General features: G+C 70.9%; 19 protein-coding genes. 12 read left to right on the top strand and 7 right to left on the bottom strand.

The annotated features are described in order from the left end of the window. Positions 1-21: 21 nt before the first annotated feature. Positions 22-1,347, top strand: coding sequence for an HD domain-containing protein (locus AKJ08_RS02470; protein WP_240475418.1), 1,326 nt, complete (start codon positions 22-24; stop codon positions 1,345-1,347). Here the strand turns inward: AKJ08_RS02470 and nhaA are convergent. Next, a complete protein-coding gene (nhaA, locus tag AKJ08_RS02465) occupies positions 1,281-2,669 on the bottom strand; it encodes a Na+/H+ antiporter NhaA (RefSeq protein WP_050724612.1) in 1,389 nt (462 codons plus the stop codon). The two genes, AKJ08_RS02470 and nhaA, sit on opposite strands and share 67 nt — an antisense overlap. A gap of 124 nt (positions 2,670-2,793) precedes the next feature. Here nhaA and AKJ08_RS02460 point away from each other — a divergent pair, with 124 nt between their 5' ends. From AKJ08_RS02460 to AKJ08_RS02415, 10 genes are all read left to right on the top strand, one after another. After that, positions 2,794-3,198, top strand: coding sequence for a c-type cytochrome (locus AKJ08_RS02460; RefSeq protein ID WP_050724611.1), 405 nt, complete (start codon positions 2,794-2,796; stop codon positions 3,196-3,198). A 156-nt stretch (positions 3,199-3,354) separates the two neighbouring features. After that, entirely contained in the window at positions 3,355-4,230 is an 876-nt protein-coding gene (locus AKJ08_RS02455; RefSeq protein ID WP_050724610.1) for a DNA-methyltransferase, read from the top strand. Between the two features lie 97 nt (positions 4,231-4,327). Continuing rightward, positions 4,328-4,894 (top strand): cob(I)yrinic acid a,c-diamide adenosyltransferase, encoded by a 567-nt coding sequence (locus AKJ08_RS02450; protein WP_240475417.1) that lies wholly within the window; start codon positions 4,328-4,330, stop codon positions 4,892-4,894. Next, positions 4,891-6,003: a tRNA epoxyqueuosine(34) reductase QueG gene (gene queG, locus AKJ08_RS02445; protein ID WP_240475416.1), complete on the top strand. Its 1,113-nt coding sequence runs from the start codon at positions 4,891-4,893 to the stop codon at positions 6,001-6,003. The genes AKJ08_RS02450 and queG overlap by 4 nt, the downstream gene beginning before the upstream one ends. A 54-nt stretch (positions 6,004-6,057) precedes the next feature. Beyond that, positions 6,058-6,573: a hypothetical protein gene (locus AKJ08_RS02440; RefSeq protein WP_050724609.1), complete on the top strand. Its 516-nt coding sequence runs from the start codon at positions 6,058-6,060 to the stop codon at positions 6,571-6,573. 45 nt (positions 6,574-6,618) lie between these two features. Beyond that, a complete protein-coding gene (locus AKJ08_RS02435) occupies positions 6,619-7,134 on the top strand; it encodes a hypothetical protein (RefSeq protein WP_157370429.1) in 516 nt (171 codons plus the stop codon). Between the two features lie 213 nt (positions 7,135-7,347). Next, positions 7,348-8,400: a phosphate acyltransferase PlsX gene (gene plsX, locus AKJ08_RS02430; RefSeq protein WP_050724607.1), complete on the top strand. Its 1,053-nt coding sequence runs from the start codon at positions 7,348-7,350 to the stop codon at positions 8,398-8,400. Between the two features lie 3 nt (positions 8,401-8,403). Then, on the top strand, positions 8,404-9,459 hold the full coding sequence (locus AKJ08_RS02425; RefSeq protein ID WP_050724606.1) for a phosphatase domain-containing protein: 1,056 nt from the start codon (positions 8,404-8,406) through the stop codon (positions 9,457-9,459). A 65-nt stretch (positions 9,460-9,524) separates the two neighbouring features. Next, complete coding sequence (locus AKJ08_RS20070) at positions 9,525-10,241, top strand: hypothetical protein (protein ID WP_050724605.1); 717 nt, start codon at positions 9,525-9,527, stop codon at positions 10,239-10,241. Between the two features lie 109 nt (positions 10,242-10,350). After that, positions 10,351-12,267 carry an ABC-F family ATP-binding cassette domain-containing protein gene (locus AKJ08_RS02415; protein WP_050724604.1) on the top strand — a complete coding sequence of 639 codons (1,917 nt, stop codon included), beginning with the start codon at positions 10,351-10,353 and terminating at the stop codon, positions 12,265-12,267. A 79-nt stretch (positions 12,268-12,346) separates the two neighbouring features. Here the strand turns inward: AKJ08_RS02415 and AKJ08_RS02410 are convergent, their stop codons facing one another. The 5 genes from AKJ08_RS02410 to AKJ08_RS02395 all read right to left on the bottom strand — a co-directional run bounded on the left by AKJ08_RS02410 (position 12,347) and on the right by AKJ08_RS02395 (position 21,345). After that, entirely contained in the window at positions 12,347-15,448 is a 3,102-nt protein-coding gene (locus AKJ08_RS02410) for a transglutaminaseTgpA domain-containing protein (RefSeq protein ID WP_050724603.1), read from the bottom strand. Positions 15,449-15,451: 3 nt separating this feature from the next. Further along, positions 15,452-16,453: an AAA family ATPase gene (locus tag AKJ08_RS02405; RefSeq protein ID WP_240475415.1), complete on the bottom strand. Its 1,002-nt coding sequence runs from the start codon at positions 16,451-16,453 to the stop codon at positions 15,452-15,454. Positions 16,454-16,475: 22 nt separating this feature from the next. Next, positions 16,476-19,382: a choice-of-anchor D domain-containing protein gene (locus AKJ08_RS02400; RefSeq protein ID WP_276202198.1), complete on the bottom strand. Its 2,907-nt coding sequence runs from the start codon at positions 19,380-19,382 to the stop codon at positions 16,476-16,478. After that, positions 19,364-19,498: a hypothetical protein gene (locus AKJ08_RS20595; protein WP_276202204.1), complete on the bottom strand. Its 135-nt coding sequence runs from the start codon at positions 19,496-19,498 to the stop codon at positions 19,364-19,366. Before AKJ08_RS20595 ends, AKJ08_RS02400 begins: the two co-directional genes overlap by 19 nt. A 218-nt stretch (positions 19,499-19,716) precedes the next feature. Continuing rightward, positions 19,717-21,345 (bottom strand): sensor histidine kinase, encoded by a 1,629-nt coding sequence (locus AKJ08_RS02395; RefSeq protein ID WP_050724601.1) that lies wholly within the window; start codon positions 21,343-21,345, stop codon positions 19,717-19,719. 150 nt (positions 21,346-21,495) lie between these two features. On the opposite strand from AKJ08_RS02395, the gene AKJ08_RS02390 reads away from it, so the two are divergent. After that, entirely contained in the window at positions 21,496-22,224 is a 729-nt protein-coding gene (locus AKJ08_RS02390) for a hypothetical protein (RefSeq protein ID WP_157370427.1), read from the top strand. 155 nt (positions 22,225-22,379) lie between these two features. Here the strand turns inward: AKJ08_RS02390 and AKJ08_RS02385 are convergent, their stop codons facing one another. After that, the gene (locus AKJ08_RS02385; RefSeq protein ID WP_050724599.1) at positions 22,380-22,847 is read right to left on the bottom strand and encodes an Mpo1 family 2-hydroxy fatty acid dioxygenase; all 468 of its coding nucleotides are present in this window, start codon (positions 22,845-22,847) and stop codon (positions 22,380-22,382) included. Positions 22,848-22,851: the final 4 nt, after the last annotated feature.

The raw sequence follows: 22,851 nt of genomic DNA, 5'->3' as shown, positions 1-22,851 counted from the left end.
CCGGAATCCCCGAGCCAAGAGTTGAAAGACGAGGGGCCGGCTGCCAGTGTGGGCCGGGTGACGCGCATCCGGGATCCCATCCATGGCTCGATCCACCTCGGCCCCAGGGAGCTGAAGGTCGTCGACTCGCCGTTCTTCCAGCGGCTGCGCTCGGTGCGGCAGACCGGCTTCGCGGACCTCGCGTTCCCGGGCGCCACCCACACCCGCTACGTCCACGCCCTCGGAGCCTGCCACCTCTCGGGGCGGATCTTCGACGTGATCGCCCAGAAGCTCCCCGCCCTCGCCGACGCGGAGCGGGCGCGCCTGGAAGCGGCCCTCCGGCTGGCGGTGCTGCTGCACGACCTGGGGCACGCGCCCTTCTCCCACTCGTCCGAGGCGATCATGCCCCGCCGCGGGGTCCTGCGCCTCCCGGCGTGGGTGGATCGGGGCGCGCCCATGGCCCAGGCCAACCACGAGGACTACACCCTCAAGCTCGTCCTCGACTCGGGGCTGACCGACCTCCTCCGCCGCGAGTACGGCCCCATCGGCCTCCCGCCCGAGGCGATCGCGTCGCTGATCGCCGGGGTGCGGCCGCCGGGAGGACCGTACTTCGTCGTCGGCGGCGTCGACCTCTCGCCGCTCCTCAGGCAGGTGGTCTCGAGCGAGCTCGACGCCGATCGGATGGACTACCTCCTCCGGGACTCCTTCTTCACGGGCGTGAACTACGGCAACTACGACCTGGACTGGCTCATCGGAAACCTGGACGTGCACGTGCACGACGGGATCGCCGAGCTCGCCATCGGGAGCCGCGCGATCTTCGCCTTCGAGGACTTCCTCCTCTCGCGCTACCACATGTTTCTCTCGGTGTACTACCACCGCACGCCGATCTGCTTCGACCGGATGCTCCGGCTCTACTACCGGGAGTCGCCCGGCGAGTACGAGATCCCCTCCGATCCCGCCCACTACCTCGGCTGCGACGACGTGCAGCTCCAGTCGGTGCTCCGGGCCTCGTCGAACCGCTGGGCGCAGCGCATCGCCCGGCGGCAGCCGTTCCGCCTATTGCTTGAAGTGAATCCGTACGACACGGGATACAACCTGGTGCACGTCGTCGAGAAGCTGCGCTCGGCGAGCGTCGAACACTTCGCCACCGAGTCGCTCGGCCTGGTCTCCAAGTATTTCGGCGCGGGCGAGGCGGGCGCGACCATCTGGGTGCACGTCACCGACCAGCGGCGCTTCGTTCCCCTCGAGGAGTACACGCCGCTCTTCCGGCGCTACGAGCAGCAGGTGCGGATCGACCGGATCTACGTCGATCCCGCCCGGATCGCCGAGGCGCGCGAGCTCGTGGGCCTTCCCTCCGAAGGCGCCTGAGTCCTCGCGCCCGAAGTCGGTGCGCCCCGGAGTACGAGCAGGCCCGCGACCCCGGCGATGAGCGACGCCACCAGGATCCCGATCTTCGCCTGGACGTGGAGAGCGGACCCCGGCTCGAACGCCAGGCCCGCGACGAAGAGCGACATCGTGAAGCCGATTCCGCCGAGGATGCCGGCCCCGAGGATGTGACGCCCCGTGACGCCGCTCGGGAGGGAGGCGACCCCGGTCTTCACCGCGAGGATCGTCACGCCGATGATCCCGATCGGCTTGCCGAGGACGAGGCCGACGATCACGCCGAAGGCGGCGGGCTCGAGGAGGAAGGCCGGCGAAGCCCCCACGAGGACGACGCCCGCGTTGGCGAGGGCGAAGAGCGGCACGATCAGGAAGCCCACCCAGGGGTTGAGCGCGTGCTCGAACGAGGCGAGCGGAGACTCGAGCGCGCGCACGCGGTCGCGGAGCGCGCCCAGCGCCCCCGTCACGGTTCCCTCGGTGGACGCGGGATCCCGGGCGACAGCGGTGAGGCTCTCCGCATCGGCGAAGACCTGCTCCGCGCTCGCCCGGCTCCGGGCAGGGATGCACATGCCCACGATCACGCCGGCGATGGTGGCGTGGATGCCGCTGGAATGTACGGCGACCCAGAGGGGCAGCCCGAGGAGGACGTAGAGCCCGGGTCGGTCCACGCCGAGGCGGTTCATCGCGACGAGAGCGAGCGCGATGACGGCTGCTACCAGGAGCGCGACCCAGGAGATCGAGGAGGAGTAGAAGATCGCGATCACCAGGATCGCGCCGAGGTCGTCGATGATCGCGAGGGCGGCGAGGTAGGCGACGAGGCCCTTCGGGATCCGGTCGCCGAGGACGCGCAGCACGCCCAGGGCGAAGGCGATGTCCGTGGCCATCGGGACGCCCCACGCCCGGGCCGCCCCGCTGCCGTGGGCGATCGCCGTGTAGAGCGCCGCCGGGACCAGCATGCCGCCGACGGCGGCGAGGATCGGGAGGGCCGCCTTCCTCGGCGACGCGAGCTCGCCCACCAGGAGCTCGCGCTTGATCTCCATGCCCACGAGCAGGAAGAAGAACGCCATCAGCAGGTCGTTCACCCAGAAGAGCAGGTGCTCGTCGATGGACCACGACGCGATGCCGACGACGAGGGGCAGCTCCCAGAGCGAGAGGTAGGCCTCGCGAAAGCCCGAGTTGGCCCAGACGAGGGCGGCGACGGCGGCAGCGAGGAGCAGCGTGCCGCCGAGGGCCTCGACCCGGAAGAACGACGCGAAGGGACGGAAGAGCTCGATGAGCGCCGAGGTGGACCGGCGCGGGTTGCGATCCATCTGCCCTCTATTCCAATCGGATCGCGCGTTCGCAAAGGAATCGGCCCGATCGGGAATGAATCGCGCTCCCGTCGGTCCCTAGCGTGTCGAAGTCGGGCTAGCGCCCGGGTTTCAGGAGCTCGCCGTGATCAAGCCTCTGCTCGCCGCCATCGTCGTGGCCCCTGCCCTCGCCGCCGCCGCGCCGATCGGCCCCGCGATCGTGAAGCTCTGGGAGCAGAGCTGCGCGAGCTGCCACGGAAGCGAAGGCGACGGCGACACGAGGCTCGGACGCGCCTACGGAGTCGGCTCCTTCCGCGACGAGGAATGGCAGGACCGCCACGACGACGCGGAGATCCGGCGCGCGATCGAGGAAGGGAAGCCGACGACCCGGATGAGGGCCTTCGGCGACCAGCTCACGGCGGATCAGGTCGACGGTCTGGTCGCCTTCATCCGCACCTTCGATCCAAGCCCGAAGCGAAAAGTGATCAAGGAGCCGCCGGTTCCGCCGAGGCAGGCGATCCCCAAGCCGCTCCCGCCGATCGCGCGCTGAGCTTCGTCGGCGCATCGGGAGGCGAGACGGAACGGGGGCCCCAAGATCGGGCGCCGGGATCGAACGCGCGACATTCCGGATCGCGCTGTGGAGTTGTCCACAGGCTCGCGCGTGCACACGCCTTGCACCGCGGATCGGCCATGCGAGAGTTGGCGGATGCGCACCACCCTCGATCCCATCGCCCTCTATCCCCAGTCCGTCGGCCAGGACCGCAGCTTCCGCGTGGTGCAGGGGGACAGCCTCCGTCTCCTGGCGGATCTGCCGGACGCCTGCGTCGACCTGGTCTTCGCGGATCCGCCCTACCACCTCTCGAACGGCGGGTTCACGTGCAAGGGTGGGAGGCGCGCGAGCGTCGACAAGGGCGCGTGGGACGCCTCGCAGGGCCTCGCCGCCGATCACGCGTTCCAGCGCGCCTGGCTCGCCCAGGCCCAGCGGGTGCTGAAGCCGAGCGGGACGCTCTGGGTGTCGGGAACCCAGCACGTGATCTTCTCGATCGGCTTCGCGCTCCAGGCTCTCGACTTCCACCTGCTGAACACCGTGACCTGGTTCAAGCCGAACGCGGCGCCGAACCTCGCGTGCCGCACGTTCACCCACTCGACCGAGCTGCTGATCTGGGCCGCGCCGCGCCGGAGCAAGCGCCTCCTCCACACGTTCAACTACCAGGAGATGAAGGCCACGAACGGCGGGAAGCAGATGCGCGACCTCTGGAACCTCGGCTTCGAGGCGCCGCAGGCGGGCGGCCCCCAGGTGACCTGGAGCCTCCCGACCCCCGGCAAGGGCGAGAAGGCCCACGGCGGCCACCCCACGCAGAAGCCGATCTCGCTGCTCGAGCGCGTGATCCTCTGTTCGAGCAACCCCGGCGACGTGGTCCTCGATCCCTTCAGCGGCTCCGGCACCACCGGCGTCGCGGCAGTGGCGAACGGCAGGCGCTATCTCGGCTTCGAGCGGGAGGCGGAGTATGCCGACCTCTCCCGCCGCCGGATCGCAGCGGCGCTGGACGAGGCCGGACGGCGCAAGGTCGGCGCGGCCTGATTCGGACGGAGCGCGCTTTTCGGCGCGCCCACCCCGGGAAAGGGCTGCGCGCCCACGCCCCAGCGGTTATCGTGCCGCCTTCGCACGGAGGCGCAACGTGACCTTCCACATCTACACGAAGACCGGCGACAAGGGGCAGACGGGCCTCTTCGGTGGCGGACGCGTCCGCAAGGACGATCCGCGGGTCGAGGCATACGGCGCGGTCGACGAGCTGAACGCCGCCCTCGGAATCGCCGAGGCCGAGATCGGCGACGAGGCGATCAAGGGCTGGATCAAGAAGATCCAGGACGAGCTCTTCGTCGTCGGCGCCGAGCTCTCGACGCCCGACCCCGACGCCGTGAAGCGCCAGGTGGTCCCGGTGGGCCCCGACCAGGTGAGCTGGATGGAGTCGACCATCGACACCATCGACGCCGAGGTGCCGCCGCTGCGGCAGTTCGTGCTCCCGGGCGGGCATCGGGGCGCAGCGCACCTCCACCTCGCCCGGACGATCTGCCGGCGGGCGGAGCGGCGGGTGCTCACCTTCTCGGACCACGCGGAGGTCCGGACCGAGGTCATCACCTACCTCAACCGCCTCTCCGATCTGCTCTTCATGCTCGCGCGCCTGGTGAACCACCGCAGCGGGATCGCCGAGCCGGTCTGGAACCCGCCGCTTCGAAAGGGATGATGTTGTCTGCGGAGGATCGCGGCGCTCTCTTGCGGCGCCTCGGCCGCGAGGCCGGCTTCGACCTGGTGGGCCTCGCGCCCGCCCGCGCCCTGGATCCGTCCCCCTTCGAACAGTACTTCGCCGAGGGCCTCCACGCCGATATGGAGTGGATGCGGGACGAGCGCCGCGTGGATCCCCGCCTGCTCCTCCCCGGCGCGAAGACGGTGGCGGTCTTCGCGCTCTCCTACTTCGATCCCGCCGCGAGCCCCGGCCGAGTCGCCCGCTACGCGAGGGGCACCGACTACCACTCGATCCTCCGGCGCAAGCTCCGGAAGCTGCGCAAGGCGCTCGCCGCTGCCGACCCCGGCGTTCGCACCTACGGCTCGGTGGACTGGGGCCCGATCGCGGAGAAGCCGTGGGCGCAGGCGGCGGGGCTGGGCTGGATCGGCAAGAACGGCTGCCTGATCACGCGCAGCCACGGGAGCTGGGTAGTCCTGGGTGCGCTCGTCCTCGACCAGGAGTGTCTCCCCTACGACGAGCCGCATCGGGACTTCTGCGGCGACTGCGCGGCCTGCCTCCCGTCCTGCCCCACCCGCGCCTTTCCGCGGCCCTACGTGGTCGACGCGTCCCGGTGCCTCTCCTATCAGACGATCGAGAACCGCGGCGCGGTGCCCGACGAGCTCAAGGAGGGAACCTCGGGTTGGATCTTCGGCTGCGACGCCTGCCAAGAGGTCTGCCCATGGAACCGGCGCTTCGCCGAGCCGACCCGGGAGGCCGGCTTCCTTCCCCGCACCCAAGCGCTGTGGGACGTACCCCTGGCCCGGCTGATCTCGATGGACCACGCCGAGTGGAGCGGGAGGGCCCGGGGGACGGCGATGGCGCGCCCGAAGCACTTCGGCACGGTCCGCAACGCCCTCCTCGCGGCGGGCGAGAGCGGAGACCTCTCCCTGGTCGACGCGTGCGCCACGCGGCTCGACGATCCGCACGAAGGCGTGCGCGACGCCGCGGAATGGGCGGTGCGCCGCCTGGGCTCGGATCCCGACGAGCTCCGCCGAGCCGCCGAAGCGCTCCCGCCCTGCGGCGCCGGTCTCGACGACACTTCGTCGCACGGGGACGACGGCGCTCCTTGAACCGGCTCGTACCGTCGCGCTACGCTCGCCGAAACGCCCGAAGGGAGCTCCCAGATGCGCAGAGTCGTCTCGACGATGTTCCTCGCTGTCGTGTTCCTCCTCGCCGCGGTCTCGGCCGCGTGCGGTGATACGTCCGACGACGGTTCGCCCGGCGGTTCCGGCGGAGGAAACGCAGGTGGAAGCGGGGGAGGCCCCCAGGCGACTCCCTGCGACAAGATGTGCGGCAGGCTCTTCGAGGACGGCTGCGGCTTGCGGCTGGCTGGCGCGGACGACCTGGCGAGCTGCGTGACGGCCTGCAATCAACTCCCGTCCCGAATGGTCGGGTGCATCTCCGACGCCGACTGCGACGCGACGAGGGCCCAGGCCTGCTCGCACACGAGCGAGTGCGATCGGATGTGCGACCACGTGTACAAGACTTGTGAGATGGCGCCGTTCACCGTCAACGGACAGGCCATCGACATCGCCACCTGCAAGGCCCAGTGCCCCTTCCAGAGCTGGAGCGACTCCTACATCGCGTGCCTGACCGACTTCGACTGCACGGCCGATGGCTTCAACGCTTGTCGGAACTGAGCATCGCGTGAGGCGCGCCGAGCGCCTCGCCAAAGGAGAGCTTCCATGAATCGTAGGTTCCGCAGTGCCATCGTGTGCGCTTCGGCGTTTCTCGTCTTCGCCTGGACCGGGCTGGGATGCGACGAAGATTTGACCTCGGGCAACGGCACCGGCGGCGCCGGCGGCGACGTGCATGGGGGCACCGGCGGTAAGGGCGGAGAGCCCGGCCCGGTCGGCGGGAGCGGCGGTGATGGCGAAACCGGCGGAGCCGGCGGGAGCGGCGGTGAGGGCGGAAGCGGCGCCACGGGCGGCTCCGGAGGCAGCTCGGGCCCGGCCTGCACCCTCGCCGACCTGACCTCGGACGAATGCGCGACCTGCCTCGCCGAAGGCCTCGTGCAGTGCCCCGACGTGGCGAGCGGCTGTCTCATGGGTGACAACGCCGTGCTCGCCTGCGCGATGCAGAGCGGATGTGCGCTCATGCCGCCTGACTTCGTCTGCCTGCTGGGCAAGTGCGGCCTCCAGCTCCTACAGGCCAACACCTGCCTGATGGGCTGCCCGGAATACGCCGCCTGCTTCCACTGAAATTCCGTCTCCGCCTCGCGTCGTCGCCCGAATCGGCGGCGCGAGGCGTCCCATTTCGCCCTCGCCCGAGCCGGGCGAGCGAACGGCATCCAAGACCACGGGTGCCGATCGTCGTCACATAAAGAAGACAGCCCCGCAGCGGGAATCCAACGGCTGACATCCCCTCGCAGCTCCAATGTGGTCCGGCGAAGAGCACGCCGCTACGATGGGTCCATGCTTGGCCCCACCATCGCGTTCGACGCCATGGGCGGAGACTTCGCGCCGACCGAAGTCGTGCGCGCCGCCGCCCGCCTCTCCCTGGAATCCACGCTCCAGGTCGTCCTGGTGGGTGACGAGCCGATCCTCTCCGGGCTGCTCGCCCAATCCCGGCACAACCCGGAACGCATCGCGGTCCACCACGCGTCTCAGGCGATCGGCATGGGAGAGATCCCTGCCATCGCCCTCGAGCGAAAGTCCGACGCGTCGATCGCGGTGGCGGCGAAGCTGGTCGCGGACGGTGTCGCCGACGCGCTCGTCACGGCGGGGAACACGGGCGCCGCGGTCCTCGCCTGCCGACAGTCCATGCGCCTCCTCCCCGGGGTGAAGCGGGCGGCGCTCGCCTCGGTCTTCCCCACCGAGCGGCGGCGGGGCGGCAAGTCGGATCCCTTCTCGCTGATCCTCGACGTGGGCGCCGGCCTCGAGGCCACCGCGGAGGATCTGGTCACCTTCGCGGAGCTGGGATCGGCGTACGCCCGGGTGATCTCCCGAAACCCCATGCCTCGTGTCGCGCTCCTCTCCACCGGCACCGAGGAGGAGAAGGGGCCCGACGAGGTCGTAGAGGCGCATCGACTCCTGCGGACCCTCCCCGGAATCGACTTCGTGGGGAACATCGAGGGCCTGGACATCCCCAGGGGCGTCGCCGACGTGGTGGTGACCAACGGCTTCGTGGGGAACGTCGTGATCAAGATGCTCGAGGGCGTCTCGGAGACGGTCCTCGAGCTCGCGCGCTACGCGTACAAGGAGCGGCTCCTCTGGAGGATGGGGATCACCATGCTCTCCGGCGGGATCCGGCAGCTCAAGCGCGTCACCGACTGGCAGCAATACGGCGGCGCGCCGATCCTCGGCTTCGATCGCGTGGTGATCAAGGCCCACGGCCGCTCGAGGGAGCAGGCCCTCGTGAACGCGGGAAAGGTCGCGGCCAAGGCGGTGGTTGCGAATCTGACCGGAGCGATGGGCGGCCAAGCCGCCTGGCCCGAGGACGACGTTCGAATGGCGGCGGAGGGGTAGGAAGTGGGGGAAGTTCGGCACGTCTACCGCTGGGATCTCGACAAGACCTACCTTCGGACCGACTTCGACAGCCTGCGCGGCCTCATCCGCACGGCGCTCGAGAAGGCGAACGCCAAGGTCAACGTCGCAGGGAGCGCCGCTCTCCTGCGTGAGCTCCAGTCGGCGGGCGAGACGCGGGTCTGCATCATCAGCGGCTCGCCCAGGCAGATGCGGCGCACCCTCGAGGAGAAGATGCGCCTCGACGGCGTGGAGCTCGACGAGCTCGTGCTGAAGCCCAACATGGAGAACCTCTTCCGCGGGCGCTTCCGGGCCATCCGCGATCAGGTCGGCTACAAGCTCCCGGCGCTCCTCGACGGGCGGACGCGGGTGAGCCCGACCTCGAGAGAGACGCTCTTCGGCGACGACGCCGAGGCCGACGCCTTCGTCTACTCGCTCTATGCGGATCTGATCGCGGGCAGGATCCCGGTGAGCGAGCTCGCGCAGATCCTGGACCACTGCGGCCTCTACGACGACGACACGGCCCGCACCCTGGATCTCGCGGTGAGGATCCCCAAGGGGCCTCCCGCGGTGGACCGGATCTTCATCCACCTGGATTCGTTCACGCCCCCCGCCCGCTTCGACGCCTACGACGGCAGGGTCGTGCCGATCTACAACTACTTCCAGGCCGCCATCCTCCTGATGATCGATGGACGGATCGGTCCAGTGGCGGTGGCCCGCATCGCGGCCGAGCTCACCCAGGGGTACGGCTACTCGCTCGTCTCCCTGGCCAACTCCTTCCAGGATCTCGTCCGCCGCGGTCTCGCGAGCGCCCACGACGTCTCGGCGCTCCGGCTGGCATTCGAGGCGCAGGACGCGGTGCTCGAGGCCCTCCGGCCGGCGGGCGCGTCGATCGAGGCTTTCCTCCAGCGGCTCGGGATGCTGGCAGGCGTCCGCCCGGCGCGAATCGGCAACACGAGCACCGACTACCTCGCGATCCTCCGGGCGGAGGGGCCGCCCCGAAAGTGGAGGAGCGCTCGGAAGGCACCCAAGAAGCGGAAGTCGGAGGGCGATCCGTTCTGACCCGGGAGGGTTCGGGGCGTGTCCGGACCTGACTCCACGCCTAGCTTTCGAGGAAGGAGGCTCGCATGCGTGCCACTTCCTCGTTCGGGGTCCTCGCGGCGGGCCTGCTGATCTGCGGGGACGCCCTGGCCGCTCCTCCGGGGGAGGATCAGGGCCAGGACGTCTCCGGCACGATCTCGAGCCGCGAGGCGACGACCGAGATCCTCCCTGCCCCGCCGCCCGTCGGCGAGACGATCCAGATCCCGGGCGGCTGGTACCGGATCGAATCGGGGCCTGAAGAGCCCGGCGCCACCGGCTCCCTCACCGTGATGAAGGTCCCGTTTCCCAAGCCCGTGGCGCCCGCCGCTCCGGCCCGGGCCCCGGCGGCCCCACCCGCGCCGGCGCAGCCTGCCGCGCCTTCGGAGGCCTACCCCTACTCCCAGCCCTACGCCGAGGCGTACCCGCCGGCGTCCGCCTATCCGCCGGCGCTCGAGGAGCAGCGCTGCTGGATGGAGAAGGAGGCCTACGCCCGGGAGCTCTTCCGCATCGCGGGCATCTGGTACTACGAGCGCCCGCTGGAGCTGATCCAGGGCGTCGAGGAGACGCCCGGCCTCGCGCTCTCGCCGTGGATCCGCTTCAACCTCTTCGGCCTCGCGACCGGCGGGCCCCTCGTGAGCGCGGTGGGCGTCGATCCGATCCGCCCGGTCGGCTGGGATGAAGGCCTGCGCTGGGCCGCAGACGATCTGATCCAATGCATCCGCTGGGGCTACTCCGACGCCAGCTACGTGCCCTTCGACTATTAGCCCCGGCTAGGCACCCGTGACGGATTCCGGCGCCTGGCGCCGGCTTGTCCGTGCCGATGCCGCGTTCGCGGGGTATGGTGCGCCGCTTCCACGATGTTGGGATCGGCAGATGCTCCTCGATCTGGACCAGGCTACAGTCTCCTTCGCCGGCGAGCCCGTGCTCGACGCCCTCTCGCTGCGCCTCGACGACCGCGCGCGGCTCGGGCTCGTGGGCCGCAACGGCGCCGGCAAATCCACCCTCCTCCGCGTGCTGAAGGGCGAGCTCGAGCCCGACAAGGGCCGCGTGCTCCGCCGCCGCGGCCTCGCCATCGGGTGGCTGCGGCAGATCGACGATCTGGCCCGCGGCACGGTGCTCGAGAGCGCGCTGGAGCCCTTCGCCGAGCTGCGCGAGCTGGAGGCGGAGCTGCGGGCCCTCGAGCCGCGCCTGGCCGACGGCGATCCGGCGCTCCTCGAGCAGTACGGGCACCTCCACGAGCGGTGGGAGCGCCGGGGCGCGTACGTCGCCGAGGCCCGCGCGAAGAAGATCCTCACCGGCCTGGGCTTCTCCCAGCGCGCCTTCGATCAGCCCGTCTCCGCCCTCTCCGGCGGCGAGCGGACCCGGCTCGGGCTCTCCCGTCTCCTGCTCGAGGCGCCGGACCTCATGCTCCTGGACGAGCCGACGAACCACCTCGACCTGGGTGCGACGGAGTTCCTCGAGGAGCTGCTCCAGGGCTACGCCGGCGCCGTGGTGGTGGCCTCCCACGATCGCAGCTTCCTCGACGCGGCGGTCTCGCGGATCGGAGAGATCGCTCGTGCCAGGCTGACGCTCTACACGGGGAACTACAGCTCGTACCTCGAGCAGCGCGAGCTCGCCCGCGAGCAGCAGGCCGAGGCCCACGCGCGGCAGCAGGCCCTCATCGCCAAGACCGAGGACTTCATCCGGCGCAACATCGCCGGGCAAGCCACGAAGCAGGCCCAGGCTCGGCGGAAGATGCTCGAGAAGCTCGAGCGGGTGGAGGCGGTCCACACCGAGGGTACGGCTCGCATCTCGCTCAGTGTGTCGGGTCGTTCGGAGCTCGAAGTGCTGGCCGCCGAGGACCTCCGCCTCGCCGTGGAGGGTCGCACGCTCGTCGCCGGCGCGACCTTCACGATCCGCCGCGGCGACCGCGTGGGGATCGTGGGGCCGAACGGTGCCGGGAAATCGACGCTCCTGCGCGCGCTCCTCGGCAAGGTACCTGCCGCCGACGGCTTCATCCGCGTGGGCGGCAAGGTCTCGGTGGGCTACTACGATCAGGAGCTCTCCGCCGTGGACGGGAGCCGGACCGTGCTCGAGGAGCTCGGCAAGGCGCGCCCCTCGCTGCCCGACGGCGCGCTCCGCTCCCACGCGGGACGCTTCCTCTTCTCGGGCGACGAGGCCGAGCGCGTGATCGGGACCCTCTCCGGAGGCGAGCGGGCGCGGGCCGCCCTGGCGAAGCTCACCCTCGCCGGCTTCAACCTCCTGGTGCTCGACGAGCCCACCAACCACCTCGACGCCGAGGCCCGCGAGGCGCTGGAGCAGGCCCTCGACGACTACGAGGGGACCTTCGTCTGCGTCTCCCACGACCGTTGGTTCCTCGAGCGGACCTGCGAGCGCATCCTCTGGCTCGACGTCGACGCCTCCACGGGCGAGGCGCGGCTGGAGGATCACGCGAGCTCCTTCCTCGAGGCCCGGGCGCGTCGCGAGGCAGCTGCGGCAGCGCAGGCCGTCGCTGTCCGGGCGCCAGAGGCGGGTTCGCCCGCCCTCGATGCCCGCGCGGGACACGAGAAGCGGAAGGCGGACGCCAACGCCCGGAAGGCCGCCGAGCGGCGGCTGGTCGCGGTCGACAAGGAGCTCGGCGCGCTCCAGGCCCGCGTCGACGGCCTCGACTCCCAGCTCCTCGATCCCGCCCTCGCGAGCGACTACGTGAAGCTCGGCGAGCTGCAGGTCGACAAGGACGCGGCGGAAGAGCGCATGCTCGAGCTCATGGAAGAGCGCGAGACCCTGGAGCGAACGATCGCCGCGGCCTGAGCGAGGTCGCTCCGATGCGGGCGTCGCGGAAGCGCGAGCCCGGCTCCTGGTTGCCAACGCTACGTAGGCGGTGGCGACCTCACCTGCCCCGGAGCGCGCGGCGCAATCGTGTGGCATCGGCACGCGTGAGCGCGCGGTTGCCGAAGCGGGCGGCCTCGTAGGCCGCGACGGCCGCCTCGACGGCGCCGTGTTTCTCGGGGAAATCCCGGGCGGCGGCATCGACCCACTCGGCGCCGCTCGCGCTCGGATGGAGCCGGACGCCGTGCCTGCCGAGCTCGCGCTTCACGGCGCGGACGAGGCGCAGGGCCTCGCGGTGGTGCGCCGACGGGATCTCGACTCCGGGCTCGCGCATCCGCTGCCTGAAGCGGAAGAGCAGCCACGCCGCCAATCCGAGGCAGAGCGCGACCACGCCGAAGCGCGCCGCGGGCGTCAGGGATCGGCCCGCGCCCTGCCTAGCCGCGAGGGCCTCGGCGACGCTCTCGGCGAGCTCCCGCTGGCTGCCCCGATCGAAGTCGAGCACCCAGCTCCCCCAGCGGTAGCGCAGCCGATCGACGAGCTCCCACAGCCGCGCCACCACGCCGTCGGCGGTGCCCGAGCGGTCGGTGGCCGGCGTCGCGTCGAAGCGCACCCAGCCGGCGTCCGCGATCCACGCCTCGGTCCAGGCGTGGGCGTCGCCCTGGCGGACGATCCAGTAGTCGCTCCCATCGACCCGGCTCGCGCCGTAGTAGCCGGTGGCCACCCGGGCCGGAACGCCCTTCAGGCGCAAAAGGATCGCGAGTGCGCTCGCGAAGTACTCACAGTGTCCCTGCTTCCGCTCGAAGAGGAAGTTCGCGAGCGGATCCCTCGTCTCCCCCGGCAGCTCCCGCGTGTAGCGGAGCTCCTCCCCGAGGCGACTCACGATCGAGTCGGCCAGCTCCCGTGGATCGCCCTCGTCGAAGCTCCCTGCTAGGGCGACGATCCGGGGATCGAGGGCGCTCGGCACCTCGAGGTAGGCGGCCAGCTCGCGCTCGTCCCGCGCACCGATCGCACGACTTCGGCCGGCGGCACGTCCGCCTGGGAGCGCAGCGCGAATCGTATAGCGGGACTCCATGCCACCGGCGACCTCCAGGGTCCCGTCCACGCCCTCGAGGAGGAGCGGTGCCGGCCTGCGCGGATCCGTGGGAAAGCGAACCTCGAGGGGCTCCCCCGGCGTCGGCAGGCCGGGCTCGCTGGCCAGGAGCTCGACCTCCGCCTGGACCGAGGCCCGCCGCGCCTGCCCCAGGAGGTAGAGCCCGCCGCCGCCCGCCACGGGCTGCCGACTGCTCCCGCCGCGGCTCCATCCCCTGCCGTCCCAGCGCTGGAAGGTGGTGGTGCGCCAGTAGACCTCGCCCGCCGGCGCGCCTTCCGGGAAGCGGACGCGCATGGCCGGCGTGGGATCGTCCTTGAGCACGCCCACGCCGCCGAGCTCGATTCGGTCTGCGCCGCCCCCCACCCTCGCGTGCCCGGCGCCGTGCCGGACGAGACCCGCCGAGACCCGCGGGAAGAGCACGAAGACGAGCGCCGATCCTCCGAGCACGGCGAGCGAGAGGGCGCCGAGGGCGCCGATCAGCGCGCCGCTGACGGTGCCTCTCCGGCGGGACGCGCCCGCGCCGTCCACCGCCTCGACCTCGCGCCGCAGGAGAGTGAGGCAGAGCGCGACGGTGCCGGCGATCGAGAACGCCGCGAAGAAGAGGCCGTAGGAGAGCTCGCCGGTCAGCGCGGCGCCGCCCGCCAGCATGAGCAGCGCGGCGAGGAGGAGGAGCGCGTCGTCGGTGGGGCCCTTTCGCCCCAGGAGCCGGGAGGCCGCGAGCACCACGGCGAAGGTGGGCGCTGCCACGATGATGCTCGTGGCTCCGGTGAACACCTGGAGCGCCAGGACCCCGAGGGTCCCCAGGGCCAGCACGTTGGCTCCCAGCCGGAAGCGTTCGGCGCCGCCCTCGCGGACGACGAGCCCGAGCGCCGCGGCCCCGGCGAAGATGGCGGCGGCCCAGCCGGCGAGCTCTCCCGAGACGGCCAGGGAGCCGAAGGCCGCGAGGGAGGCGGCCAGGAGGCTCGCCCGCTGGAAGACGTGGAGGCTAGGCCCCTTGTGTGCCTGGGCGAGGCGCCCGGGCTCGTCCTCGATCCGCGGCCCTTCCCGCCCGACACCCCGAGTGAGAACGATTGGCACCTCTACGGCCTGGGCGCCCCGATGCGCCCTGGGCGCCGGCGCGTTGGCCGATCCGGGCCCCAGCCGCGCCGCGGCGTCGCCCAGCCGCTGGAGGTGTGCAGCCCCGAGGCCGGGCTCCACCGAGCCGCCCGGCCAGGCGATCCCGACCTCGCAGCCAGCGCGCAGGTGGCGGCGGGCGAGGGCGAGGGAGGACTCCGCGGCCTCGTCGAGCTCCTCGTGCCGGGTGGCGCCGCGGGTGTCCACGAGGAGGGTCACGCGCCGTCGTCGCTCGCGCTCGCGCTCGATCACCCGCGGGCTCCCGGTCCTCGCCGTGGAGCGCCAGTGGACCTGGCGGGGATCGTCCCCGGGCCGGAGCTCGCGGAGGGCGTGGAACTCGGCGCCCTGCCCCGGCCGAGGCTCTGGGAGCTCGCCGGCGCCAGACGACGTCCGGGCCGAAGCGCGAGGCGCCCGCAGGCCAGGCGGGTGGATCGGCAGCGCCTGCGGCAGCCGCAGCTCCCGGCTCTTCTCGAAGAGTCCGAAGGGAAAGCGCGTCGTGATCCGGATCGCGCCGAGCTCGGCGTCGCCCCGGCGCGGAATCATCAGCCGATACGAGAGCCGCGCCTCGCCTCCCGGCGCGATCCGCGAGACGAAGCGGCGCATCCCGGCGGCCGGGCCCTCGACCTCGGAGATCACCAGCGCGTGGGACGCCAGGCGGCGCTTGCGATTGGTGACCGCGAGCCGGACCTCGAAGGGCTCCCCGGCGACCCCGTTTCGCGGCAGGCTCCTCTCCACCGCCACGCCGCGCAGCGCCGACTCGGAGAGCAGCGCCGAGAGGACGATCAGCGAGAGCTGGAGACCGAGCACCAGGTGCAGGAGGTTGTTGCCCGTGTTGATCGCCGCGGCCCCGACGACGACCGTGAAACCCACGTAGAACCAGCCGTCACGCGTGACGCGCTGCATGCGCATCAGGTGCCACCAGAGCCTCGCGGTGGCGCGCAGGCGGGCCCAGGAGAGCACGGCCTACTCCGGCACGGGGATCCGCGCGAGGAGCTCCTCCACCAGCCGAGCCGCCTCGCCGCGATCCGAGTCGAAGGCGTCCGCTCCCGCCGCGACCAGCCGGTGCGAGAGGACCGAGGGCGCCACCCGCTTCACGTCCGCCGGGACCACGTAGTCGCGGCCGGAGAGGATCGCCAGGCCGCGGGAGGCGGAGGCCAGGGCGAGGGCGCCGCGGGTCGACAGGCCCAGCGAGAACCGCTCGGAGGATCGCGACTCGGCGGCGATCGCCAGCACGTAGTCGGCGATCGACGGATCCAGCCGGACCCGAGCGGCGGCGAGCTGCAGCCGCAGGACGTCGTCTGCCGACGCGACGGGGCCGAGGGTGGACACCGGCTCCTCCTCGCGCCGGCCCAGCAGGAGCCTTCGCTCCGAGTCTGAGTCCGGATAACCCAGGGTGAGACGAAGCAGGAAGCGATCGAGCTGCGACTCCGGCAGCGGATAGGTGCCGTGCTGCTCCCGCGGGTTTACGGTGGCGAGAACGAAGAAGGAGTCGGGGAGCGACGTGGTCCTTCCGTCCAGCGTCACCTGCCCCTCCGCCATCGCCTCCAGCAGCGCCGACTGGGTTCGAGGCGGGGTCCGGTTCAGCTCGTCCGCCAGGATCACGGAGTGGAAGATCGGCCCGGGACGGAACGTGAACGAGGCGCTCTTCGCGTCCCAGGTGGAGAGGCCGAGGATGTCGGAGGGGAGCAGATCGCTCGTGAACTGAATCCGCGCGAAGGGCAGGTCCAGGGAGCGGGCGAGGCCGAGCGCGAGCGTCGACTTGCCGACACCAGGGAGGTCCTCGATGAGCAGGTGGCCGCGGGCGGCGAGGCCCGCCAGGCAGAGCTCGATCGCATCGCGCTTGCCGAAGAGGGCGCGTTCGACGTTGGCGATCACCCGCTCGCGGAGCGCCCGTGCCTCCGCCGGCGAGAGCGGCGAAGGCACCTGGTCGGCGAAGCGGAGGCGTCTGGGCTCGGAGGGGATCACCGGTCGGTAGAGTAGCGGAACGTCAGGTGCCGCAGGCGGGAATGTAGCGGAGCTCGATCGTGGCACCAGGAGCCGGAGCGCTTGCCTCGTCGAAGATCACCGAGTTGCTGCCCGAGTCGTAACGCCAGCCGGTGGCGACGACCCGGCCGTCGATCGTGACCGTGACCCCCGAAGTCGGTGTCCCCGTGAGCGGGTAGCGCAGCCGGTGCCCGAAGCTCCTCTCCGCCAGCGCGGCGAGGCCCGCGCCCCAGTCGCTCATGCAGATCGGAGTCACCGTGCCGCCCGTCTCACGCGCCACCTGCATGTACCTCGGCGAGTCCTCCGCGACGACGCCGCAGGTCCCGTCTCCGACCACGACGTGTACGGCGGTGTCGCCCTCGCGCCCAGGCCCCTTCAGGTTCCGGAAGAAGGCCGAGTAGAAGGCCGGATCGCTCGGCGACGAATCCTCCTCGTCCGAGACGATGATCACGGCCAGGCGCGCCTCGTCCCGGTAGAACCCGAGGTTCCCGTCGTTCGGCAAAGAGGTCCTCGGCGCCTTGGCGTGGTCGACCAGCGGGCTGGAGAGGGCCAGGTACCCGCCCTCCAGGCCGTGCTCGTCCCAGTGGCAGAGCCCGACCTCGAGGTTCTGGTTGAAGACCCACTCCGCGTTGGGGGTCGTGGGTGTCACCCAGCGCGGGCGCTCCCCGTTCGCGGGGAAGAGACGGCCGGCCTCGCCTCCGTCCACGCCCCCCGGGCACCTCGTCCACGAGCCCGCCGACGGGATGATGCCGGTGGTGGTGACGCCGACGTGGAAGTCGAGGCCCTGGTCCATCGCGTAGCGCAGGAAATGCGCGCTCTCGTCCTGTACGTGGTCCTGCTTGTCCGTCATGGAGCCCGAGTTGTCCATGACGACGAGCACGTCGACCATCGGCTTCGCGTCCTGGGTGTAGCGGTCGGTCCGCGTATCGTCGGTGGCCCCCTTTCCGAAGAGCGGGATCGTGAGCGCCTGGATGTTGGAGGCGATCTCGTATGGGGCCCCGTCGGCGCCGGCGTCCACCGGAGTGTAGCGCGCGGTGAGGGTGACCCGCCTGCCGGCCTGGAGCGTATAGGGCGTGGAGAGCCCCGTGACCGTGAACTCGCCGGGGGTGTAGGAGCCCGCGCCGACGGCGGCGCTGCTGATCACGGCGGGAACCTCGCAGTTGTTCGAGACCAGGATCGACTTCGTGGTCGCGGGGCAGGAGAGCCTCCTCTCCCCGAAGTCGACCGACGCCGGCGTCGCCATCAGGCAGCCCTTGAAGGCGGTGGCGACCAGGGGGATCCGTCCGTTCGGCGCCGCGGGCCTGGACACCTGGAACTGCACCGCGCCCTGGTGATCGCCCGCCTGGCTCGCGTCGAACAGGACCGGGATCGTGATCCGATCGCCCGGGAGCACCGAGACCGTGAGGATCCGTCCGTCGGGAAGCGAGTACGCGGAGTCGCTGCCGGGCTCGATGCCGACCTGGGTGAAGATGCACTCGGCGGTCCCCGTGTTCCGAACCGACGCGACGAGCTTCGCGCTCGCGCCGACCTGCACCGCGCCGAAGCGCAGCGTCGCCGGCACCACCGTGTAATCGCAGGGGGGCAGGGTCCTCGCGTCGCCCCGGACCGGGATCGAATAGACCGGCTGATCGCCGTCGTTCGACTCGATGGAGATCGTGGCCGCGAACTCCCCATCTTCGTCCGGATGGAACTCCACCTCGATCACCGCCGGGGCGTCGTTCGGCAAGAGCTGGGTGACCTGCGGCATCGCCACCGAGAAGTGGGCGTCGTCTACCGAGACCCTGCGGATCACGAGCGGGCCGCCGTCCGCCGTGCCCACGTTCATCGCGAAGAGCGAGGTGCTCACCCTCATGCCGGTGGCGATCCGCCCGAAGTCGATCACACCCGGTCGAACCAGGAGATTGGGGCCGCCGCCCTGCCCTTCGAGGCAGACCTCGAGGCCGGAGTTCACGGGGTCGTCGTTGTGGAGGACGAGGGTTCCCCGAAAGCTCCCGACGGCACGCGGAGCGAACTCCACGTTCACCGTGGCGCTGGCGTTCGGCGCGAGGGTCTCGAGGGGGACTTCCTGCGCCTCGACCTCCACGGAGACGATCCGGAACACACCCGCCGCGTCCACCAGGTGCAGCGGCTGGAACGTCACCGTCTGCGACCCGCCGTTGTAGACGATGACCTGCCGCGTGGCGTGGCCGCCGGGGGAGACCCCGTCGAACCGCAGGCAGCTCGGCGCGGCGACGAGATCGCTGGCGAAGCCCTCGCCCGTCAGCTGGACCGCGATGTCGGGAGACACGGCCCCGGTGACGCGGAGGAGCGCCTGTGCGTCCGCGCGCCCCAGCCGCAGCGCGGTGTAGCGGACCTCTACGAGCTGGCTCTTGCCTGCTGCGATCTCCACGGGGTTGGACACAAGGTTCGCGCCCACCGAGAAGAGATCCGCGTCCCGACCCGTCGTGCCGGCGACCTGCACCTGGGCCGCCACCGCGCCGTTGTTGACGCAGGTGATACGGAGGACCTTGTCGAGGTTCAGCACCACCCGGCCGAAGTCCAGCCGCTGGCTGCAGCTCACCGAGGGATAAACGCCCTCTCCGCTCACCTCGATCGCGAGCTCCGCGTTCTCCACCGAGTCGGTGTGCAGCAGCACCCGTCCCGCCAGGCGGCCGGCCTCCGTCGGCGCGAACGAAAAATCGAGCTTCACCGTGTCGCCGGAGAGCAGCTTCGAGGGCGGCGGCTGGGGGAGTACGAATGCCGGCGAGAGCTCGCCCTCCGCATCGATCGAGAGGATGGAGACGGGCCCGATCCCGCGATTCGACACCTCGATGGTGCGGGTGACCCGATTCCCCACCACAACCGCGCCGAAGCGGATCTCGCCTGGCGCCGAGAGATCGTTCGGGCTCTGCTTTACCTTCCCCCCGAGCAGCCGGAGAACCAGACCAGCGCCGCGAGCGCCAGGAGCGCTGCGACCGCCGCGCCGACCTGGGCCGCTTCTCCGATGCGGGCGCGAGAGACCTCGCGCCTCGACCTCTGCCACCCCATCGCCCCGCCCCCCACCATGCCCTCGCCAGACGGAGGGCGCGTCGAGGCAAAGCTTGGGAACGGCAGCCCGGCGAGGCAATGCCCGGCTGCGCCCCCTGCGGCGATGCGGGCGTGCGTACGGAAGAGTGGAATCGAATCCGCAAGGAAGGTCGCCTGGCCGCAAAGGGCAACGCCCCGACCAAGGGTGGCTCGCTAACGCTGCGGAGCCAGAGCCGACTTCATTCGCGGGCGAGGGGCAAGGTCACGGAAAACGTGGCGCCGGCGCCCGGCTCCGAATCGACCGAGACGGTGGCGCCCATCGCCTCGACGAGCTGGCGAACGATGAAGAGGCCGAGGCCGAAACCGCCGTAGTGCCTCGCGGAGACGGCGCGCTCGAAGCGGCCGAAGATCCGCTCCTGATCGCCCCTTTCGATCCCGATCCCCTCATCGCGGACCTTCACGACCGCCGATTCGCCGTCGACGTCCCATGAGACGTGCACCGGAGCACCGGCGCCGTATTTGAGGGCGTTGTTCAGGAGGTTCGCGATCACCTGCTCGAGCCGGGACCGATCCCACTTCCCGACCAATCGCTCCGGCCCGTCGGCCTCGATCGTGCAGCCCTGGCGGATCCTCAGCTCGTCCGCTCGGTCGATCACGTCTCCGATCAGCTCCCCGAGGTCGACGCGCTCCTCCTCGAGCACGATCTCGCTCGTCGTGAGCTTCGAGACGCCGAGGAGCTGATCCACGAGGCGCGACAGGCGAAGGCCCTGCTTGCGGAGGATCTGGAGCTTGTCGCGGAGCCACTCCGGAACCCGCTCGTCCATCCTGCGTCGGATCGCCTCGAGCTGCAGCAGGAACGGTGTCAGCGGCGTCTTCAGCTCGTGGGACGCGATGGTGAGGAATTCGTTCCGCAGGCGGATCGCCTCCTGGGCGTCCGCGTAGAGCCGCGCGTTGTCCACGGCGGCGGCGATCCGGCGGGCGAGCTCCTGCGCCATCTCGAGATCCTCGAGCTGGAGCGGGCGCTGGGTCGTCGCCATCGCCATGGCGCCGAGGAGATGCTCCCGCGAGCGGATGGGCACCACGAGGAGGGAGCGCAGGCCGAGCTCCCGCAGCCAGGCGCAGTCCTCCTTCCCGAGCCCGAGCTTCCGCAATCCCTCCTCGTCCACCAACGGGAGGAAGAGGGTCCTCCCGCTCTCGGATACACTCCGAAGCAACTTGCTATACGCATCGTGCGGGGCCTCGACCGTTCCTCCCGGGCGGGCGCTCGTGCGGATCCCGACGCCTTCGTCTCCCTTGATCGAGACGGCGAACCAGTCGCAGATCTCCGGGACGCCGAGGCGCACCAGGTCTTCCACGGCCGTCGCGGCGTCGAGGGAGAAGAGCAGCTTGCTCGCGTCGAGGAGGAAGCGCATCCGCTCCTCGGCCCGCCGCGCGTCCTCGACGATCTGGGTCGTCCCGACGATCTCGCCCCGACCTTCGCCGGGGACTCGAACGGACACGCCCCGATCGACCACCCGCACCCAGGGGCCATCCCTTCGCCTCAGCCGGTACTCGCACTCGTAGTTGCCGCCCTCGGCCCAGGCCTCCGAGAACGCTCGCCAGATCCGCTCCCGGTCGTCGGGGTGGATCACGTCGAGGAAGGCGTCCGGGCGGGAGCGCTGCTCGGCGACGGTCTGGCCCGTGAAGGCCTCCCAGCTCCGCTCCTCGACCAGGGGCGCCACGAGCCCGCCCTCATCGGCCTCCCAGACGATGTCGCTGTTGGCCGCGATCAGCGCACGGAACCGCGCCTCGTCGCGCGAGGTCGCGTTGGAGGCGGGCTCGACGGGAGTCGTCTCGCCCTTCGGATCCGGGCGATCGTCTTCGTTCATCGCTTCCCCGTCTCGTTCGGTCTGCCCGGCTCGGGGGAGGCGGCCGGACATCCGCGTCTGACGATACCTCCTTGTTCCCTGCCCGCACATGGGACGGCGCCCGATGCGTTCGTCCCATCCGGGGGTCCGAAGTGGATCGGGGGAGGTTGGGTGCGCTTCGCTGGGTTGGCGGCGGCTGGGCTGGTTGCGCTTTCTGTTCCCCCCGATTCGGCGAAACCAGAAAAGGAGGAGCTCTGGGCAGGTCACGAGCTCATCATCGGCGCGAGGACCGTTCCGATCCTCGGCACCCTCGAGACCCGCACCGAGATCTTCGAGATCGCCCGGGTCGTACGGACGGACGACGAGATCCGCCTGGTCCAGCAGAAGTGCAAGCTGGAGATCGCGCGCTTCGCCGGCGTCCACGTCTTCTTCCTTCCCGAGGGCATCCCCAAGATGCCGCCCTCCACGTTCGCCTTCCGGAAGAAGGGCGACCGCTGGGAGACCGATCCCTGGGAGACGACTTGGAGCACCGAGGACGTGGACGGGGACGGCAAGCCGGGCGCGACCGTGACCGTGGACGCGCCGATCTGCGGCGGCACGGTCTACGTGGGGAGCCGGAGCCGGTCGATCGCGAGGGGCAAGCTCGTCGACGGCGGGCTGCGCGGCGAGCTCCGGGCTTCCGTCTCCCAGAAGATCCTCGAGACGTCGGGCGGCTGCATCGGCCTGGTCGCCAAGGACACCGAGGAGAAGGTGGGCGGCAACTTCGCCTACACGCCGGTGCCGGCGGGGACCACCTGCGAGACGCTCCTCGCGAAGGGCTGGCCGATCCACGCCGATCCGCCGCCGAGGCAGGAGGCGCAGCCGTCGAAGCCGAAGGATCCGAAGCTGAGGCCGAGGTAGTCGCTCGCGCGGAGCCGAAGGCGGAGCAGACGAAAAAGACGAGCGTTTCCGCGCACGCGAAGCCGAAGGCGGAGCCACCCAAGAGCGCGACCGCGGGAACCGCGGCTGAAGGAATCGGGCCCGCTTCAGGCGGGGCCGATTCCTTCACTCGCTCGTCAGCGCGCCCCGGCGAGGGACTTGCGCTTCTCGGGCCAGTCGCCCGTCAGCGACGCGACGAAGAAGAGCGGACCGACGAGGGCCTGGAGCAGGTTCCGCAGGAACGCCGGCGACCGCTTCTCCCACACCACGTGCCCGGCGAGCTGGACGAGCCAGCCCACCAGCGCGATCCCCACCACCACCGGCCACGGCGAGATCGCCGCGAGCGGGAAGCAGAGGGCGTAGAGGAGGGCCATGATGAGGCCCAGCCTCACGTTCAGCGAGAGGTACCAGCCCACCGCGCCGGCGAAGGCGATGTGGGCGGCGGTGAGGTGGAGGCCGAAGACGGTCCCCAGGGGGATCCACATGAGCATCGCGATGATGTGAAAGACGATCATCGGGATCGCGATCTTGTGGGTGAGGCGGTTCGTCGGGTGCCGATGGGCTTCGGCGTATTCCTCGAAGAGCGCTCGCATCCTGGGGTTCATCGGC

The organism is Vulgatibacter incomptus (assembly GCF_001263175.1).
GTDB lineage: Bacteria > Myxococcota > Myxococcia > Myxococcales > Vulgatibacteraceae > Vulgatibacter > Vulgatibacter incomptus.
Note: the sequence above shows the minus strand (reverse complement) of the source record. Positions and strands in the feature narration are given on the sequence as shown.